At 42.5% G+C, this 17,117-nt stretch carries 17 protein-coding genes; 9 read left to right on the forward strand and 8 right to left on the reverse strand.

From position 1 onward, the window contains the following. Positions 1-8: 8 nt before the first annotated feature. From folE to GCHA_RS16395, 4 genes are all read right to left on the reverse strand, one after another. Positions 9-563: a GTP cyclohydrolase I FolE gene (gene folE / locus GCHA_RS16385; RefSeq protein ID WP_007990215.1), complete on the reverse strand. Its 555-nt coding sequence runs from the start codon at positions 561-563 to the stop codon at positions 9-11. Positions 564-824: 261 nt separating this feature from the next. Next, positions 825-1,001 carry a hypothetical protein gene (locus tag GCHA_RS23060; RefSeq protein WP_007990217.1) on the reverse strand — a complete coding sequence of 59 codons (177 nt, stop codon included), beginning with the start codon at positions 999-1,001 and terminating at the stop codon, positions 825-827. Positions 1,002-1,135: 134 nt separating this feature from the next. Further along, entirely contained in the window at positions 1,136-1,564 is a 429-nt protein-coding gene (locus GCHA_RS16390; RefSeq protein ID WP_007990219.1) for a CopD family protein, read from the reverse strand. Positions 1,565-1,601: 37 nt separating this feature from the next. Next, complete coding sequence (locus GCHA_RS16395; RefSeq protein WP_007990220.1) at positions 1,602-3,281, reverse strand: chloride channel protein; 1,680 nt, start codon at positions 3,279-3,281, stop codon at positions 1,602-1,604. A 110-nt stretch (positions 3,282-3,391) separates the two neighbouring features. Here GCHA_RS16395 and GCHA_RS16400 point away from each other — a divergent pair, with 110 nt between their 5' ends. From GCHA_RS16400 to GCHA_RS16410, 3 genes are all read left to right on the forward strand, one after another. Continuing rightward, the gene (locus tag GCHA_RS16400; RefSeq protein ID WP_007990222.1) at positions 3,392-4,096 is read left to right on the forward strand and encodes a DUF6776 family protein; all 705 of its coding nucleotides are present in this window, start codon (positions 3,392-3,394) and stop codon (positions 4,094-4,096) included. A gap of 114 nt (positions 4,097-4,210) precedes the next feature. Beyond that, positions 4,211-4,555 (forward strand): iron-sulfur cluster insertion protein ErpA, encoded by a 345-nt coding sequence (gene erpA / locus GCHA_RS16405; protein ID WP_007990224.1) that lies wholly within the window; start codon positions 4,211-4,213, stop codon positions 4,553-4,555. Between the two features lie 290 nt (positions 4,556-4,845). Then, on the forward strand, positions 4,846-5,817 hold the full coding sequence (locus GCHA_RS16410; RefSeq protein WP_007990226.1) for an EF-hand domain-containing protein: 972 nt from the start codon (positions 4,846-4,848) through the stop codon (positions 5,815-5,817). Between the two features lie 96 nt (positions 5,818-5,913). Here GCHA_RS16410 and GCHA_RS16415 read toward each other — a convergent pair whose 3' ends face one another. After that, entirely contained in the window at positions 5,914-6,447 is a 534-nt protein-coding gene (locus GCHA_RS16415; RefSeq protein ID WP_007990228.1) for a DUF2937 family protein, read from the reverse strand. A gap of 119 nt (positions 6,448-6,566) precedes the next feature. On the opposite strand from GCHA_RS16415, the gene GCHA_RS16420 reads away from it, so the two are divergent. Next, positions 6,567-6,956 (forward strand): hypothetical protein, encoded by a 390-nt coding sequence (locus GCHA_RS16420; protein ID WP_007990230.1) that lies wholly within the window; start codon positions 6,567-6,569, stop codon positions 6,954-6,956. Between the two features lie 375 nt (positions 6,957-7,331). Then, complete coding sequence (locus GCHA_RS16425) at positions 7,332-7,937, forward strand: DUF2726 domain-containing protein (protein WP_007990232.1); 606 nt, start codon at positions 7,332-7,334, stop codon at positions 7,935-7,937. A gap of 80 nt (positions 7,938-8,017) precedes the next feature. On the opposite strand, the gene mdh is transcribed toward GCHA_RS16425, so the two are convergent. Beyond that, positions 8,018-8,953 (reverse strand): malate dehydrogenase, encoded by a 936-nt coding sequence (mdh, locus tag GCHA_RS16430; protein WP_007990234.1) that lies wholly within the window; start codon positions 8,951-8,953, stop codon positions 8,018-8,020. 165 nt (positions 8,954-9,118) lie between these two features. On the opposite strand from mdh, the gene argR reads away from it, so the two are divergent. Further along, positions 9,119-9,583: a transcriptional regulator ArgR gene (gene argR / locus GCHA_RS16435; RefSeq protein ID WP_007990236.1), complete on the forward strand. Its 465-nt coding sequence runs from the start codon at positions 9,119-9,121 to the stop codon at positions 9,581-9,583. Positions 9,584-9,662: 79 nt separating this feature from the next. Here the strand turns inward: argR and GCHA_RS16440 are convergent, their stop codons facing one another. Beyond that, the gene (locus GCHA_RS16440; protein WP_007990238.1) at positions 9,663-10,838 is read right to left on the reverse strand and encodes an endonuclease/exonuclease/phosphatase family protein; all 1,176 of its coding nucleotides are present in this window, start codon (positions 10,836-10,838) and stop codon (positions 9,663-9,665) included. 69 nt (positions 10,839-10,907) lie between these two features. Beyond that, positions 10,908-13,934, reverse strand: a complete 3,027-nt coding sequence (locus GCHA_RS16445; RefSeq protein WP_007990240.1) for a TonB-dependent receptor — start codon at positions 13,932-13,934, stop codon at positions 10,908-10,910. Between the two features lie 446 nt (positions 13,935-14,380). Between GCHA_RS16445 and GCHA_RS16450 the strand changes: the two genes are divergently transcribed. From GCHA_RS16450 to udk, 3 genes are all read left to right on the forward strand, one after another. Continuing rightward, the gene (locus GCHA_RS16450; RefSeq protein ID WP_039992663.1) at positions 14,381-15,220 is read left to right on the forward strand and encodes a PhnD/SsuA/transferrin family substrate-binding protein; all 840 of its coding nucleotides are present in this window, start codon (positions 14,381-14,383) and stop codon (positions 15,218-15,220) included. Beyond that, positions 15,210-16,145, forward strand: coding sequence for a hypothetical protein (locus GCHA_RS16455; RefSeq protein WP_007990245.1), 936 nt, complete (start codon positions 15,210-15,212; stop codon positions 16,143-16,145). Before GCHA_RS16450 ends, GCHA_RS16455 begins: the two co-directional genes overlap by 11 nt. Before the next feature lie 321 nt (positions 16,146-16,466). Continuing rightward, on the forward strand, positions 16,467-17,090 hold the full coding sequence (gene udk, locus GCHA_RS16460) for a uridine kinase (RefSeq protein ID WP_007990247.1): 624 nt from the start codon (positions 16,467-16,469) through the stop codon (positions 17,088-17,090). The last annotated feature ends 27 nt before the right edge of the window (positions 17,091-17,117 follow it).

Below are 17,117 nucleotides of genomic sequence, written 5' to 3' on the forward strand. Positions count from 1 at the left end.
CTGAAAGGTTACTTACCGATTAGACGCAAAAACTCATTGCGAGTGGCGTCAGAGTTACGCATTCCACCTAACATCACAGAGGTAACCATTGAAGAGTTCTGCTTTTGCACACCGCGCATCATCATGCACATGTGCTTACCTTCCATAATCACACCAACGCCAGCAGCACCAGTTACTTCTTGAATTGCATCGGCTATTTGCTTAGTTAACCCTTCTTGGATTTGTAAGCGGCGCGCGTACATATCCACGATACGAGCAAACTTAGATAAACCAAGTACTTTGCCCTTAGGTAAGTATGCAATATGACACTGACCAATAAAGGGTAAGATATGGTGTTCACACAATGAGTAATATTCAATGTTCTGAATAACAACCATTTCATCCGTGTCGGCTTCAAAAATCGCGCCGTTAACCACGTCATCAAGGTTCTTTTCATAACCATCGGTTAAAAACTGCATCGCTTTTGCTGCGCGCTTAGGCGTATCTACTAATCCACCTCGCTGGGTATCCTCACCTAAAATCGATAGAATTTGCGAGTAATGCTGGGTTAAATCTTCTGACATTAAATCTGACTCTGTAATTAGAAATAGACGGGCGACGTTGCAGAGCAGTTAACTTGTGGTTAGGGCTATACGTTGGCGCCATATAATCGCCAGATGATAACATTTTCTTAGCTGGGGGTTAAATGCTTGATGTCACATCAATGTCATATTCGCTTTGGCGAATCTTATATCTGTGTAGTCGATGAGAAAGGTTGACGTAATCGAGGGGGTAGATCCACATACTCAAGGGGATGATAGAGCAAAAACTTACACCCCGAATAATTATTTCAAACGCGCCTCAACAGAAACGCGCATACTGGCAATGTGTTCATCCAGTGCTAATTTGGCCGCTTCATAGGCTTTTGCCCGCTCTGTAGAGTTTGGGTGTTTTTTATACTCTTCAAATGCGATATCCGTCTGTCGTAGAAGGGTATGTAATCTTACCTGTACAACATCCATATTATGTCATTCCTTGATTAATTTTTCACCATCTCAGATTAGCAAAAACCACATGTAACGCAAACTTCATCGTGTTCGTTTTACAAATATTTACACACTTAATTTTGTACGCCGTTGTGTCCCTACTTTCCAAGCTAAATAAACTTAACCACAGCCAAACTAACAATTGCCAGTAAAACCAACACCGGCGCTTCATTTAAGAAACGGTAAAAACGCGATGAGTGGGTGTTCTCGTCTCGGGCAAAGGCTTTTAGTAAATAAAACAGGTAAAAATGATAACCATACAATAACGCCACCAGCAACAGCTTAACATGCAACCATCCCGAACTGGCTAACCAAGTCGTGCCGTACTGGTATATCAAGCTAACGCCGAATACTAACGTTAATAAAGCGAATGGCGTAATAAAAAACCAAAGTTTGCGCTCCATAATCTTAAATTGGTCACGCACCGCTTGGTTATCAGTTTCAGCGTGGTATACGAACAATCTTGGCAGGTAGAAGATACCAGCCATCCAAGCAATCATAAAAAATAGGTGTAACGCTTTGAGCCACAATATGCTCATAGAGAAGTTCTCCGAAAATTATAAATTCACAACAGTGTTAGTATTGCGCCTTATGTAAATAGCTACGCAGCATATTCCAAGTAATTACCCCTGTAATATTGCTAGGCTCATTTTCATATACGTATACCGCTCCTTCTCTGCTGCTTTGGAGTATCTGGTAAACTTCGGCTAACGTTGACTGAAAAGACACACCTTGCATGGTAAAGAATGCCAAGGAAGACTCTTCACGGCTAAGGCTAATGTCGTATTGTACCAATGCATACTGCACATCAATTTCTACACTGTTGCGCTGCACTACAGGGTGGGTTGGTGAGGTTTCTAAAAACTGCAAAATATTATGCTGCTGGGCATTGTTAAATAGCTTGAACTCTTTATCCATCACCGCTAACACGCCAGTTTTTTGTAATGCCTCTAAGACTGATGACGTACTATAAGGCAACTTTTGATAGTCGAGTTGGCGAATAAAGATAGAACTGTTACCAAGAAATTGGGTAGAAGTTACATACGCCGGCACAATGACCAAAATAGCCGGCAGTATTAGCTCTGGGCTATAAGACAATTCCATCACAGCCGACAACGCAGCAAGTGGCGCATGCACCACTGAAGTCATTAGCCCTGCCATTCCAAGTAAAGCAAAGCTACCGCTAAGTTGCTCCATATTATCTAGGGCTAAGCCCAACGGCGCAGCCAGTAATGCGCCACTTAGCATACCAAGCACAAATACCGGCCCCATTATTCCGCCTGGAATACCTAGGCCAATGGCAATAATCGTTATGAAAAACTTGGCGCAAAGGACTGCCACAAGCAACATGACATTCTGCTGCTGTAACACCATATCGTGCACCGAAAAGAAGTGTGCTCCCAGCGCTTGTGGCAACACATAACCTACAGCCCCAGTGATACATGCAGCGATCAGTAAACGCTTTATCATGTTGAAGCGCTGAAACATGTACATCACTTTCATCAACGCGTTGTTAAACAAGGTAGCCAGGCCACCGAGCAAAATACCAAACAAGATCAAGTACAAGTATATCCAGCGGCTAAATTCAAAGAACTCAATAAAATCGATCTCTTGTGCCTGGCCGAAGACCGCTCTTGTCATAACGGTTCCACATGCGGCTGCCAGCATGATAGGAATGAAAATATGAATTTTGTATTCTCTGAGCACCACTTCCATTACAAAAATAACCGCTGCAAAAGGCGTGTTAAATGACGCAGAAATACCCGCTGCAATTCCGCAACCAGACAAAATACGAATGCTATTATGCGGTAACTTTAACCATTGTCCGAAGAAGCTACTACCAGCAGCACCAAGATGTACCGAAGGCCCTTCACGTCCTACGGAAAAGCCGCTCGCTAAGGCAAATGCCCCACCAAAGAATTGATTGATAGTGGTACGAAACGGTATGTGCCCAAAACGTTGCTTAACCCGATGTATAACGAATGGAATACCCATACGATAATGTTTAAAGCCAGTAAGGTAGGCAACACACAGAATAAGCAATACACCAATTATGGGCATGATCAAGCGCTCTGCCGCAGACAATGATGTGAAGTCGTTCACCTCATCAAGGTACATGAGTTGCAACCACTCAACACTTAACCTGAATAAGATGATCACAGAGGCAGCACAAACGCCACCAATAATGCCTAGAGCACACAACTGAATAGAGGTTCGCGGTGTAGCCAGCTCTTGTCGAAATGCATCTAGGGACATATATTAGCGCTATTAATACCTTATAGAATGGCATCATCTTACCACAAGCCGCTGTAATGTAAGGGGTTACCTTAAATTTTTGATTTTATTATGCGGGCAAGGTTAAGCAATTGGTAAATTATTCTGAGTTAAAACAGCGTTACGGCCCTTATCAATTTTACGCCCTTTGTTTAATTGTTCTAATATTCACTGCCTATTTAGCCTTTTCTTTAGGCCATAAATTCAGCAGCGAGCAACAAACCCATTTAAAGCAACTTAATAGTAGCAGCGAGAGTCTACGCATTGAGAATGCGGCTCTGTCACAGCAGGTAAACGTGATGAGCGTCGAATTACAGATCGCAAAAACAACACAAGATAAATTGACCGATACCATTGAACAGGCATTAGCCAGGGAAGCATCATTGCGTAAGGAACTCACTTTTTATCAACAGGTGATGGCCCCCGAATTAAGTGCAACGGGTCTGGCCATTGACGGTTTTGCCATAGAAAAAACCCTAAGCGAACACTTTTACCGTTTGAAGCTAGTGCTCTTGCAACAAGATAAAATTAAGGCCACGCTTAATGGTAGCTTGCACATTGTTTTGCATGGTAGTGAAAATGGTCAGCCCACGACTTACACTCTAGCCAATCTGATCGAACAAGGTGCGCCGATCAAGTTTCGCTTTAAATATTTTCAAATGTTGGAACAGGAATTTACCTTACCTGCAGACTTCTTGGTTGAAAAAGTCGTGATAAGCGCCGACGTTTATAAGTATAAACGCAAGCTCGGAGAACTAAATAAAACCTTCGATTGGCGACTATCGAGCAGCGAATAGTTGATTAGATTAGTCAGGTATTAGATAATGGCGCCATTATATAGCTCGCTTACCGTAAAATCTTGCGATCCGCGCTATCCCCCATTCACTTATTTGTATACACAGAGGTAATTTATGTCGGTGCAAACAGCAGTTCCAATTGAATTCTCCGACGCCGCCGCACGTAAAGTTAAGGCGCTAGTCGATGAAGAAGAAAACCCAAATTTAAAATTACGTGTTTACGTCACCGGTGGCGGATGTTCCGGCTTTCAATATGGCTTTACTTTCGACGAAAAGGTCAACGAAGGCGACACCACCATTGATAAAGACCAAGTGACATTGGTTGTTGATCCAATGAGCCTACAGTACTTAGTAGGCGGAGAAGTTGATTACACTGAAGGTTTAGAAGGTTCACGCTTTTTAGTGAATAACCCTAACGCGACAACAACCTGTGGTTGTGGTGCGTCGTTTACTGTTTAAATTCGGTTGAAATGAATTCGGTTAAAATTCACGTGAGACAATCACTTTAGTGTCTCACGTTCCCCCCTCTCATTTGCACTCATATTACCTCTACCCCCTCCTCTTCCTTTATGAATTTTTTTCACTTTTTGTCGCCAAACTTACGCAACATAACGTTAACAATATGGCAAGACAAAACCTAACGCATTGAAATAAAACAATATAATTTCATGGCACGGGTTATGAATTAAGTTCTTTGAAAGTAACTTCTCCTTGTGGTTTACGGAGATACACGAACCGAGGAACAAATTATGAAAAAACTTACCTTAGCAACAATCATTACGGGTGTAATGGCATCATCTGCAATAGCAGCACAGCAGGAAGTAGAAGTATCAGAATCTGCATCAACACCTACTGACAAAACATTTGCCGCCTTAGATACCAACAAAGACGGGTTTGTTTCTCAGGGAGAAGCGAACCAAGATAATGTATGGACTTACTTTGTCAAAGTGGACGAAGACGAAGACGGCCAACTTAGCCCAAGAGAGTTTAATACCTATGCCAGTATTTACAGCGAAGCTGATCTGCCTTTAGCTGATGCAGGCGATACGCTTGAACAAACCGCTGGAGCAAACTCTGCTGAAGCTATGGCTGGTGCGAAAAGCACGATAGATAATGCAGAAGGCGAACGAGCCACTGACGGCTTAAGCCAAGCTAAACAAGATGCGATTTCCGCCAATGCACAAACCAGTAATGCAAAAGTCGATACTCAGCTAACTCAACATGATGCTCATGATGACGTTAACACCAGTAAAGATAGTGAGATGGCGATGAAAGATGCAGAGTCAAATGCGCAAAATGCATTAGATAATGCGAAAGAGCTTAGTGTTGAGGGTCAAGATACAGTGGACCACAATGCAAACGCCATCCATAAAGAGCTTGAAGACCAGTCGTCAGAAGGGACTGAGCAAGCCAGTAAAAATGAACAAACCTTAGCTGAATCAGCAGACGTAACGATCAGCTCTGATTTAGAAAGTAATAATCCGGCATTAAAGGACCCTGAACAGCCAGCGCCTATCGAGCAAACGTTTGCTGAAGTCGATTCAGACAACAACGGCTTTATCAGTAAAGGTGAAGCAAAAGACGCTGAAATATCAGAGCACTTTGATAACGCCGATGTGGACAGCGATGACAAGATTAGTCGTCAGGAATACAAAACCTTTGTTGAAGGACAGCAATTAACGATGCGTTATTCAGTTCGTTATCCACACGAATCGGAATAGTCTTTAACCATAGTCACCATTAATTAAATGGTAATTAGGCCGGCTCGTCGCTAAGCGAGCCGGCTTTTTCATATCAACACACAAATAGCGACAGGATTAATGATTCAATTTCGCTTTATTCCGAGCGGCGTGATAACACACTGAACACGTTTTAGCACTTAAGCCTATGAATATATCAAACACAGCAGCGAATAATAATGCGATGCATATTCCCCATCCGAGTGCGACTGGCTCTAAAGGCACGGTATAACTATATTGGTTGATCGTTTCCTGCAAAATCTGTGGATTATAGTGGCGCGCAACATAATAAGCTCGTTCAACGACCCCACTGTTTAAATTATCCCACTGGTTTTGTAGTAGCGTGGTTCGCTCATAGATAAGCTGAACATTTTTAGCATCTTGCTGAAATACAGCATCTGGGCTGCTACGATAATGATGAATAAGCGCCGTCATATCCCCCTCGAAATAGCGCTCTGCGGTTTGTTTAAAGCCAGCTAAATTTTGTCGTGCTTCGAGTAAGTGGGCGTCAACGCGTTTTTGATACTGGTCGATAAACGCTGGGATTTGCACACCTGAAAGTAAACCCATAGCAAAAACCGCCAAGCGCAAATACTCTCTAATAATATTCATTTCCCCTCCTTCATCGGTGCCATACCCATCAATAAGATCCTATACCTAAGATACGGTATCAAAGTTTGCCAGTCATACATGAGATATTTATTATGGTGATCGATCAGAAAAGGTTTCTTATGCTATTAACAACAGAACTCGTTAAACGTACGCTAGGCGGTTTACTCATCAGTTTGCTATTTTCGAATACGTTGCACGGCGAAAGTCGAAGCGAGAAAACAACGAGTGTCTCAGAATCTGCGTGTCCTTCAAACTTTTATAGCGTACAGCTAACAACAGATGCGAGTGCATGTCATGTTTTCGCTGATGACCTTCCTGCTTCGCTTACTTATCATAGTAAGCAAACATCCGATGAGCTTGAGCATTTTTTCCGTCAACAAATGGACGGCCCAGTAAATCAAAGCTTGTCACAGAATCGAATTTTAATGCGTCAGGCAAACGATCAGACCATTATCGTGATTTCGCCAGATGGTACTGGCAGCCAAGTGGATATACTCGTTAACCCCTAGCAATTTCACTCTTACTTATACCATTCCACGTTAATAAGTGATCACTCAGCGAGAGTTTAAAAGGGCTTAAACAAGGCGCATGACTGAATGAATAGTTGTTCTCTTTCGAAGTCATGCAACGCAGTGTAAGCCCTTTTAAAACTCGCCTGCAAGGAATGCCCCAGCGGCTTTTGCTCTGCGTTCTCACTATTCGAAAGGGAACAACCATTACTTCATAGCGACGCCTTAATCAAAAACCGCTGGACGCAATCTGAGGAGGTCACTTATTAATGCGGATTGGTATTAAATAGCTCTGGCACTCTCTTTGCTATATCTCCTATAGACATCAACACAGGCGAAAACTGTCAAATATTTGGCAGGTCTCTAGGAGCAGGTATGGAATTGGCAATTATCTTAATGATGATATTAATCGTAGTGGCAATTGGCGCGGTAAAATTAAATGAACCCAGCTTAACCTTCCCGTTTAAGAAAAAACAAAATTTATTCACCCCGGTAGAACGTAGCTTTCTCGCGCTTATTGATGAAGCGGTGGGCAATCAGTTTAGAGTCATGTGCCGCGTTAAGCTTTCTGATGTCGTTGCCACCCGAGACAGTCTCAACAAAAAAGCCGCCAAAAGTGCCCTGAGTCGCACGAGCGGACGCCATCTTGATTTTGTGCTGTGCGCCAAAGGAGATATGTCACCCGTCATCGCCATTGATCTGGTACATGCAACTCAAAACGGTAAAGATGGCTACAAACGCCAGCGAGATTGGTTCGTCAGTGGCGCACTAGATGCGGCACGTATTCCCCATGTGCGCATTAAAGTACGCTCAGGCTACACCGCCAACGATATACGCCAGTGTATTGATGCGAAGTTAGCTTCGGTACGTATTGCGTCAGCAAATACACCACTTGTTGCAGGCACTGCAGGCCAGGTTAAAGATCCGAATATCGCCACACGCCCTACCAAACCCCTAGGTCAAGATCCAATGGCAGCCTAAAACATCAGCAATATAAATTTGCTGAATAGTAGGTATAAAAAAACCAGCTCGCGCTGGTTTTTTTGTATCTAAGGGACGAATTAGTTATTAACGAATTCAACACCTAGTTTGATGTCACCGCGTAGGCCTTCAAGCATAGACTCTTTAGCCTTTTGCTCGAAATCGCTCAATTCACCATAAGGTAAAATCTCTTCTACACCATTCTTACCCAAGCGCACTGGGTGAGAGAAGAACTGTGCGTCATCGCTGTTTGTTTCAACATAGGTATATTCAACAACGTTTTCACCGCGCATCGCTGACACTAGTGATAAACAGAAGCGTGCAGCTGCTTGGCCCATAGACAAGGTCGCTGATCCACCACCTGCTTTTGCTTCAACCACTTCAGTACCTGCGTTTTGAATGCGAGTTGTTAAACTTGCTACTTCTTCATCAGTAAACTCAACACCTTCTACTTGCGATAACAAAGGAAGAATAGTTGTACCTGAGTGTCCACCGATAACCGGCACATGTACGTTCGCAGGGTTCAAGTCACGTAGGTTACCAACGAAGGTTTCTGCGCGAATAACGTCAAGCGTTGTAACACCGAACAATTTGTTCTTGTTGTATACACCCTTAGCCTTCAACGCTTCAGCAGCGATCGCTACGGTCGTGTTAACTGGGTTAGTGATGATACATACGCATGCTTCTGGGCAATTATCAGCAACACCGTCTACTAGGTTTCTAACGATCCCAGCATTAATATTGAACAAATCAGAGCGATCCATACCAGGTTTACGTGGAACACCGGCAGGAATAAGAACAATGTCACTACCTGATAACGCTTTGGCAAGGTCGTCTTTACCGAAACCTTCAACTTTTACGTCAGTAGGGATATGACTTAAATCAACCGCAACGCCAGGTACGACAGGGGCTACGTCGTAAAGGGCTAGCTCTGTACCAGCTGGCAATTGAGTTTTTAACAACAATGATAATGCTTGGCCTATACCGCCAGCTGCACCTAATACCGCTACTTTCATAATTCTCTCCTGTGGAATGCTAATCAATTCGCGAACGAAACACTAATGCAAGACCCGCGAAAAAACAAATAATTGCTTAGCTGAAATTGTTCGAAAATGAATGTGTGGGCAAATTGCTTAACTTCAAGTACTAAGGCAAAATAGCCACTATAAACAGAGGAATATATGGCTACAAATAAGCAAGAAGAACTCATCAAGGCGTTTAAGGACATTTTAAAGGCCGAAAATTTTGGCTCTCAAGGCGATATCGTTGATGCATTGAAAACGCAAAACTTTGACAACATAAGCCAATCTAAGGTCTCTCGCATGCTGAGTAAATTTGGCGCAGTGCGAACCCGCAACGCACGGGGCGATATGGTGTATTGCTTGCCGCCAGAACTTGGCATGCCAACCGCTCGCAGTCCACTTCGTCAATTGGTATTAGACATAGTGCATAACAATGTCATGATCATCATCCGCACGAGCCCAGGCGCCGCTCAACTCATCGCTAGATTGTTAGATTCATTGAGCCAAAAAGACGGTGTATTAGGCACGATTGCCGGTGACGATACTATTTTTATCGCTCCGTCCGATATAAACAAAATAGAAGAAATTCGCATGCGAGTTGAGGCGTTATTCGAAAACGTTTAACGTCGCAGTATTTACTCGCCGTACAGGGTTATTGCCTGTACAGGAGCATCAATCGCTTATTAAATTGTATCAAACGTGACTACGGGGCAATATCGACATCTACCCACACCAAACGGTGATCAGACGATGCCTGACGGTCCCTAATTAATCGATGTAAAGGATCTTGAGGCGTGGGCCAAAATACACCACTGTCAGTCACCTCGCCTAACGCTTTACTTGGGATCACATAATCAGCACGCATTCGCCAGAAAGCCGTATGCGATGGCCCCAGTTCGTTATTAGGGCTGTGCAAAGCCCCACCTTCACTGTGCGGTATACTCTGGTTATTCACCTTAGCGTTATTGAGCAGTCCGCCAATGCCTTCCTTATTTCCGTCTCCTTCTTTTGCAGATGCGTTTAGGTCTCCCAGTATGACGAACTGATTGCTGTTAATGCCTCCCTTTCGGCCTTTATCATCGTAAACATAATCGGCAACCTTGCCAGCGGAAATATAATCCGTCCAAAAACGGATTTCATCATGATTACGCTTTCCATTGCGGTTTTCTGGCCCATCAAACACAGGGGGAGTTGGGTGACTGGCAAGTATATGAACCGTTTGGTTATGTAAAGTAATAGGCACATCCCAGTGAGACTTAGAAGATAGCCTAAACACCGCTTGTGCCTCAGGCGAATACCAATCAGAGCCGTCTTCGGCTTTCACGCTGCTGAGCAACCCATTTGGCATGTCCTGCCACAAGAAGTGCTGGAAGGTGCGAATGGTGTCTCGCTGAATAGGATACCTGCTTAACAAGAGCATGCCGTACTGCCCTGGATACAAACCAAAACCAAACGTATCTCCACCATTGTCAGTAGACATTCCGTTATGGTTAAGATCAACTCCAGAAGCCACCCCCGTATTCACAGGCGCAGTATAAAAATATGGGTAATCAATGCGCTTGTTACCATGCTGAGATACGAGCAAATAGTTATTGATAAATGCTTTTACACCCTTGTCATCATCTGAGGTGTAATCAAATTCATTGAGTAAAATGATATCAGGGCGCACACGCTGAATAATCTCAGCAATATTACGTATCTGCTGATTATCACCCGTTTTCAAATTTTCAAATAACTCATTCCCTACAGGAGAAACCCCGCGAGGTAAGTAGTTACTTGCTTCCATACTCACATTGTATGTCGCTATACGCACTGTTTTTGCTTGCGCCACTAAAGCCCCCCCTGCAAGTAATATCAATAATCCAACAACTTTGTACATTTCTACATCCTTTACACCAATAAAAAAGCCGGCTACAAGAGCCGGCTTTCCACCATAATCATTTAATGATTAGAATCTGTAGTTAACACCAATACGCATTTCCCACAAAGATGCATCACCTTGACGACTTTGAGGCGAAGTATTGCCGATTGTAGCTGTATTGAATGAAACCTCTTCCAATATACCCCAATCATCGTTAATCATGTTGGTAAAGTTATCGATAGTTAAGCTAACAGTCGCTGAGTGACCATCAGCAAAAGCTGGGATCTCTTGTCTAACAGCAACATCAATTTTAGCCCACCAATCACTTTCTTGATCGTTTCTCTCAGCTCCGATAGGAAGCACACTGTTACTGTCTAAGTAAGGTGTAAAGCCAAAGATGCCGTTGCCGTCATCTTGAGAAAGAGTGAAACTATAAGGACGTCCCGATTGAGCCAAAGCATACATGTTAAAGCGAGTTTCTAATCCTGCAAACAATTCAACTGAATAACTGAAGTCAGCTGTAAAGCGATGCTCAATGTTCCAATCCGATAGTGAAGATACGTCTTCATTCGGGTTAGTAAACGCGCGATATTGGTAGTTCGAGAACGCTACCGAGCTGGTCATAGGTTGCACATCTTCAGCGTGGTTATAAGAATAACCCGTTACTAAACGCAAGCCGTTATCCCAAGTCTTCTCTAAAGTACCCGTCAATGAGTAAGAAGTAGAAACTTCGTCAGAATTAGTTAATTCAAGTGAACCATAACCGTTTCTGCCGTAATCAATATAACCTTCGTCAGTCAGTCCAACTTCTTCAATACCAACATATTTAATCATCGCTTGGTCTTGCGTAAACGACACTAATAAATCTGCATTTAAAATGTAATCAGAGTCTGTAACGTGCGTTATACCCGCAGAAACTTTCCACTCACTTGGCATTTCAAAGTCAGGGTCTAAGTTATTTGATTCAAAGTTGGCAGCTTCACCATTATCCAACAAAGCATCAAGTTCTGAAGGTACACCGTAACCAGGGCCAACTGGAGCGCCATCTTCAACGTTTACCCAAACAACATCATCGTCGAATAAACTGCGAGACCTATCGTCATAACCGAAATCACCGCCGTCTACCTCACCGCCTGTTACGTTGGTGTTTTGGTAATTATTGGTCATCCATACATTCGGGTTACCACCAGAGAATAAGCCTACGCCACCACGAATTTCAGTACTGTCACTTAGGGTATAGTTCAAACCAATACGCGGTTGAAGCAAACTAATACCGTCTAGGTTTGCCGTGTTGCTGTAACCATTACCAGCTACGAAGTCTGCATTCTCTACAGGCTTGTCAGATGTAGTAATCCAGTCATAACGTAAACCTGCGATTATCTTCAGGTCATCTGTTAAGTAGAAGTCATCTTGAATATAGGTGCTGTGTGAAGTGTAACCCCACTCTGCAGCGCGGTCATTAATGTCACCTGAATAGGCATGGCCATACTCAACGTCACTAGCAATACCATTTTCAAAGTCTTCAATGCTGTCAAAAGAAAGCGATGTTTCAGCGTGCTGCACAAATATGTTATATATTTCTAAGTCATCACTTTCGTAGCCAAATGTAATTGTGTGACCATTATCAAGGTAATAGTTACCACGGAACATCATGCTAAGCGCTTCCCAGTTCAGGTCATTCACTTGGCGGCTATCATCCGAACCTAAGAAAACTGTTATATCATCTACATCGAGCTTCACCTCACCAAAATCATTTCCGCCAACTGAACCATCACCAGTCAATGAGTTTTGACGGTTATCCAAGTCAGTGTAAGAAACGCGCATTTCGGTAGAGAATTTATCACTCCAGTCAGAATACAATACACCTGAGTAAGATGTCAGCTCTGCACCACGTTCGTACAAGTGGCTAGATAATTCAAACTCATCAGAATCACCATCAGATTCAGCAAAGTTGTTGCCATCATTCCAGTTATAAGTGAAAGATGCACGGTGTTGCTCGTTTATGTTCCAGTCCAATTTGACTAGTAGTTTTTCATCTTCGTTAGCAAGGCTTGAAGGAACAGTGCCTGGGTCAAACTGATATAAATCATTAGAGATTCGAATAATGTCGTCTAATTGCGTTTGCGTAAGAGCAACTTCGTTGATTGCACCAGAACCAGCAACACCACGGTCGAACAGGTTCGCACCTTCTAGTTTTTCGTATGCCGCAAAGATGAATAGTTTGTCTTTAATTAGCGGAGCACCAACACTGAAACCATAACGTTTTTCAGTGTAGTCGCCAATATTAACATCATCACCTTCTAAAGAGTCACCACGTAGGTCATTGCTACCGTAATCATAGAAAGCAGTTCCGTGTACTTCGTTAGTACCCGTTTTACTTACTGCACTGATATTACAAGCTGAGAAACCACCATAGATAACGTCAAACGGAGCAATTTCTACGGCAACACCTTCAATCGCATCGAAAGAAAATGGCATTCTTTCAGTTGGGTAACCATTTGAGTTAAGACCAAACAAGTCATTCATGCGCACGCCATCAACAGTTAAGCTGTTGAAACGAGGGCTTTTACCTACACACTGAATGCCGCCGCTTCCGCCTTCATCAACGTAGATGCGTGGGTCGATTCTTACAATATCTGTAAGGTCACGGTTAATAGCAGGAGCGTTTTGCAAAGTCTCTAAATCAAAGTTAGCGCCTGGGCCGATTTTACCAAAAGACAAACTGCTAACTTGAGAAGCTGATACAGCGATACGCTCAATATTTTCTTCATTGGCTAACATACGATTAATCGGGGCTGTTTCACCTAGGCTTAGGTATACCTCTTCAATCGTCTGATCAGCGAACGTATTTGAATCAAGTTCAATCGTGTAAGGGCCACCAACACGCAAACCGTTAAGGTTGAAAGTACCTGCAGAGTTAACGGTCGCCGTCTTAACAGCGCCAGTAGGAACGTGAGTAACTTTAACAACCGTACCTTCTGCTGGATTTCCGTTTGGACCAACAATTTGCCCAGTCATACCAGAAGAGGTGGTTTGCGCAACAGCAACAGAAGACATGCCGAGTGACATGGCTACCGCTAGCGCGATGCTCGTGAGTTTAGTTTTTCTTAGCATTGTGTGTTTCCTAAGGTTTGTGAGTAGTAAATCGTGTTAATTTTATGCCGCTATTATTTGATTTTTATATTGCATTTATATTACTGCACTGACCAATAACCAAACAATCTGACTAATTGGTCAAAAATTCCCTGCCCGCTTTCTAACGCTTATTGTTAACGGCCACTTTTATTTTTATACGTCATTAGGTGACACGATTTGTGACAAACTTTGACGTAGTCAGTGTGACTAATCTTTGCTAAGTAAAAACCCCTTAACAACATTCATAACTTCTTATTATTAACCCTTAAATATCAATACGTTAGATCTTTTAAATAAACTTACCTATTGCTTTAAGTAAGACTAACTGGTCAAATCAGTTCAATAAGTAAAAACTCTTAACTTGAGTACAGATTAAAATTTTGTCTATCAGCGCATTCACATTACCCATCCTATCCGGAATTTTTATGCTAGCCAGTTGGTATGCGGGTGTGTATTCAAGCGTAATAAAAAGCGAAAATTTATCTAATTTAATTTCACAATCGCTCACATGCCAAACAAAATCGGTAAAAAATAGTGACATGTTTGTTGCTTTTATAACCGACCAAGGAATGGCAAGCAAGTTACTTTCGTCATTATGCGGTAGTGAAACGATCAATCGGCAGTACGGTGAGGTAACCGTTCAGTGGAGCCATAATGAGCAAGAAATCATTCAATATGTTGGAAAAGGGATAGCTGACTTAGCCTTAGTCAAGGAAAACGTTATGTTAGCTTTTGCCGCAGAAACAACTTACCGCTACCAGACCGTTGCCCAATATAAAGATTACTCTACTTATTTAATCTCGCTAAAAGAAAAGCCTGAACTGACCAAGCAATATTTGTGGGGTAAACGACTCGGCTTGTTAGATTACCCGAGTAGCCGTTCGGGCCATATTGTGCCCAAAGGAATGTTGAATGATTTAGGCATTTCAGAGTCGAGTATGGAGATTATTTACGTCAATTCTCATGAAGCCCTGCGCGATCTTTTAGCCGCTGGAAAAGTGGATATCATCTCTTCATTCTGGAAAGACAAAGACGAGCAACGCTTTTCAGCAAATTATAGAACACCGATCAAAACAAAAGTCAGTGGGAGTAAATGGTATTTAAAAATGGAAACCCACAATACCGATTTAATTTGTGAGATACAGACCATTCTACAAACGTTAGCGATGCAAACTCAGTCTGATTATTATAGCCAATTGCAGCTCAATGCGAACGATTGCAACCTTTCTAGCTTTAGCCATGACGCCCAGACCGATGAAAAATAAACTTATTTACGCCCTTGTCTTTGCTTCAATCTGGCTATTGTTTCAATGCGCATATATTGTTGGTGTGACATATCAGGCATCAGCAAACAATCGTTTATTTTTGGCCAAAATAGAAAACCGGATTGCCATTGACTTACCTAAACTGCGCTTAGCCAATCCAAAGTTTAAAACCGTTGCTGATGCTCGCTCAGTGGTCAGCTATATAAATACCTTAAACTCAGCCTTAGAAAACAACAGTTCACCCGTTTCGGTTACCAGTATTCAAGGAATAAGCATACAACCAGTGCCAGAGTCAGAATCGAACTTGTTGACCTTTTTGCAAACTAGCGACCAAAAGATTGCCATTGGTTATCAAATCAAGCCGCTTCAACTGTTGGATTTTATAAGCGCTATACCTGTGTTACTTGCACTTGTTATGAGCTTTTTGTGTATAAGAAAGCTTCTAGCAGCGAAAGAAAATGAAAAAGGGTTAATTGAGGAGGCTGAGCAGCCAGCAAGCCACCAGTTAACAATTGATTTAAAAAGTAAAAGCTTATGTTATAGCGATAGCCCAGAGTGCATCGCTCTATCCAACAAACCATTTTGCTTTTACGCAGCACTAATCGACTTTTGCATACAAGACAGTACCGCGAATCTAAGCAACAGTAGTGACGTACCAGAAGAGCTTATTCAATTAGCGAACAAATATTTCTATCGCTTAATCGAACTGGGCCACACTAAACGTAAACGTCCTGACTTTGGAGCCAATCTGGATAAAACACTGAGTGAGATACGCTCAGCGTTAGACGAAATATTCGCCGAGCATCAAGAAGAGAAAGAGCTATTTTATCCACCTAAAGCGCAAGGGGAAGGCTCGCGTTCTAAACTGCATAATTATGCCCTTGTGAGCATCGATCCAACTAAAATTGTTTTCATTGGCAAATAGCAGACGAAAACGCAGTTCCCCTGAAAGCAATAATAACGACCTGAAACGAGCCCTAGAATAACAAGCGTTATCGTAACCAATGTGGCCCCACTAACGGTTAGACAGTCAAACAGTTAACCGAGTAACGCTTTACAATATAAAACTTGACCATATGGTCAACAAATCGTAATCTTGTTACGTTGATGTTAATCAGAGGGGCTAACATTGTAGTGGTTTACGAGTTGTCATAAAAATTGCTATATAAATGCGCTGTGAAAACTGACTTTTTCACCGTTCGCTGGTATCTTTCAGACAATCTCATATCTATCATTTCGGAGTAGTATGTCTGCCCCTCTCGTTATCGCTATCTCCGGTGCTTCTGGCTCGGGTAAATCACTGTTTACTGAAAATTTACTAAAAGAGTTTTCTGAAGACGGTAAACATGTACAAATACTTCGTGAAGATCACTATTATCGCGCTCAGGATCATCTACCAATGGAAGAGCGTGAAAAGAATAATTACGATCACCCTAAAGCATTTGAACATGAATTATTGGTTGAGCACTTGCACGCGCTTAAAAATTGGCAGTCAGTTGATTATCCTCACTACTGCTATAAAACGCACACTCGCTTAGCCCAAACCGAAAGGCTCATGTCAGCACCGGTTATCATTATCGAAGGCATTATGTTGTTGGCTAATCAAGAGTTACAGCCATTATTCGACATCAAGATTTTCGTTGATACTCCGTTGGATATTTGCTTGTTACGCCGTATGAAACGCGATATCGCGGAGCGTGGGCGCACAATTGAATCTGTTGCCAAACAATATGAAACCACCGTTAAGCCGATGTATCACCAGTTCATTGCGCCGAGTCGTTTCACAGCAGATGTGATTGTCACCCAAGGTGGAAAAAACCGCATTGCATTGGATGTCATTAAGTCTCATATCCAGCAAACATTGCTTTAATAATAATAACAACGACTTAAAAAATAA

It is taken from the genome of Paraglaciecola chathamensis S18K6 (assembly GCA_000314955.1).
In the GTDB taxonomy this organism is placed as follows: Bacteria; Pseudomonadota; Gammaproteobacteria; order Enterobacterales; family Alteromonadaceae; genus Paraglaciecola; species Paraglaciecola chathamensis.

What these genes read in the sequence shown, in the direction of transcription:
- folE (WP_007990215.1), bottom strand. Translation starts at nt 563, where the DNA reads ATGTCAGAAGATTTAACCCAGCATTACTCGCAAATTCTATCGATTTTA.
- GCHA_RS23060 (WP_007990217.1), bottom strand. Translation starts at nt 1,001, where the DNA reads ATGGATGTTGTACAGGTAAGATTACATACCCTTCTACGACAGACGGAT.
- GCHA_RS16390 (WP_007990219.1), bottom strand. Translation starts at nt 1,564, where the DNA reads ATGAGCATATTGTGGCTCAAAGCGTTACACCTATTTTTTATGATTGCT.
- GCHA_RS16395 (WP_007990220.1), bottom strand. Translation starts at nt 3,281, where the DNA reads ATGTCCCTAGATGCATTTCGACAAGAGCTGGCTACACCGCGAACCTCT.
- erpA (WP_007990224.1), top strand. Translation starts at nt 4,211, where the DNA reads ATGTCGGTGCAAACAGCAGTTCCAATTGAATTCTCCGACGCCGCCGCA.
- GCHA_RS16410 (WP_007990226.1), top strand. Translation starts at nt 4,846, where the DNA reads ATGAAAAAACTTACCTTAGCAACAATCATTACGGGTGTAATGGCATCA.
- GCHA_RS16415 (WP_007990228.1), bottom strand. Translation starts at nt 6,447, where the DNA reads ATGAATATTATTAGAGAGTATTTGCGCTTGGCGGTTTTTGCTATGGGT.
- GCHA_RS16420 (WP_007990230.1), top strand. Translation starts at nt 6,567, where the DNA reads ATGCTATTAACAACAGAACTCGTTAAACGTACGCTAGGCGGTTTACTC.
- GCHA_RS16425 (WP_007990232.1), top strand. Translation starts at nt 7,332, where the DNA reads ATGGAATTGGCAATTATCTTAATGATGATATTAATCGTAGTGGCAATT.
- mdh (WP_007990234.1), bottom strand. Translation starts at nt 8,953, where the DNA reads ATGAAAGTAGCGGTATTAGGTGCAGCTGGCGGTATAGGCCAAGCATTA.
- argR (WP_007990236.1), top strand. Translation starts at nt 9,119, where the DNA reads ATGGCTACAAATAAGCAAGAAGAACTCATCAAGGCGTTTAAGGACATT.
- GCHA_RS16440 (WP_007990238.1), bottom strand. Translation starts at nt 10,838, where the DNA reads ATGTACAAAGTTGTTGGATTATTGATATTACTTGCAGGGGGGGCTTTA.
- GCHA_RS16445 (WP_007990240.1), bottom strand. Translation starts at nt 13,934, where the DNA reads ATGCTAAGAAAAACTAAACTCACGAGCATCGCGCTAGCGGTAGCCATG.
- GCHA_RS16450 (WP_039992663.1), top strand. Translation starts at nt 14,381, where the DNA reads ATGCTAGCCAGTTGGTATGCGGGTGTGTATTCAAGCGTAATAAAAAGC.
- GCHA_RS16455 (WP_007990245.1), top strand. Translation starts at nt 15,210, where the DNA reads ATGAAAAATAAACTTATTTACGCCCTTGTCTTTGCTTCAATCTGGCTA.
- udk (WP_007990247.1), top strand. Translation starts at nt 16,467, where the DNA reads ATGTCTGCCCCTCTCGTTATCGCTATCTCCGGTGCTTCTGGCTCGGGT.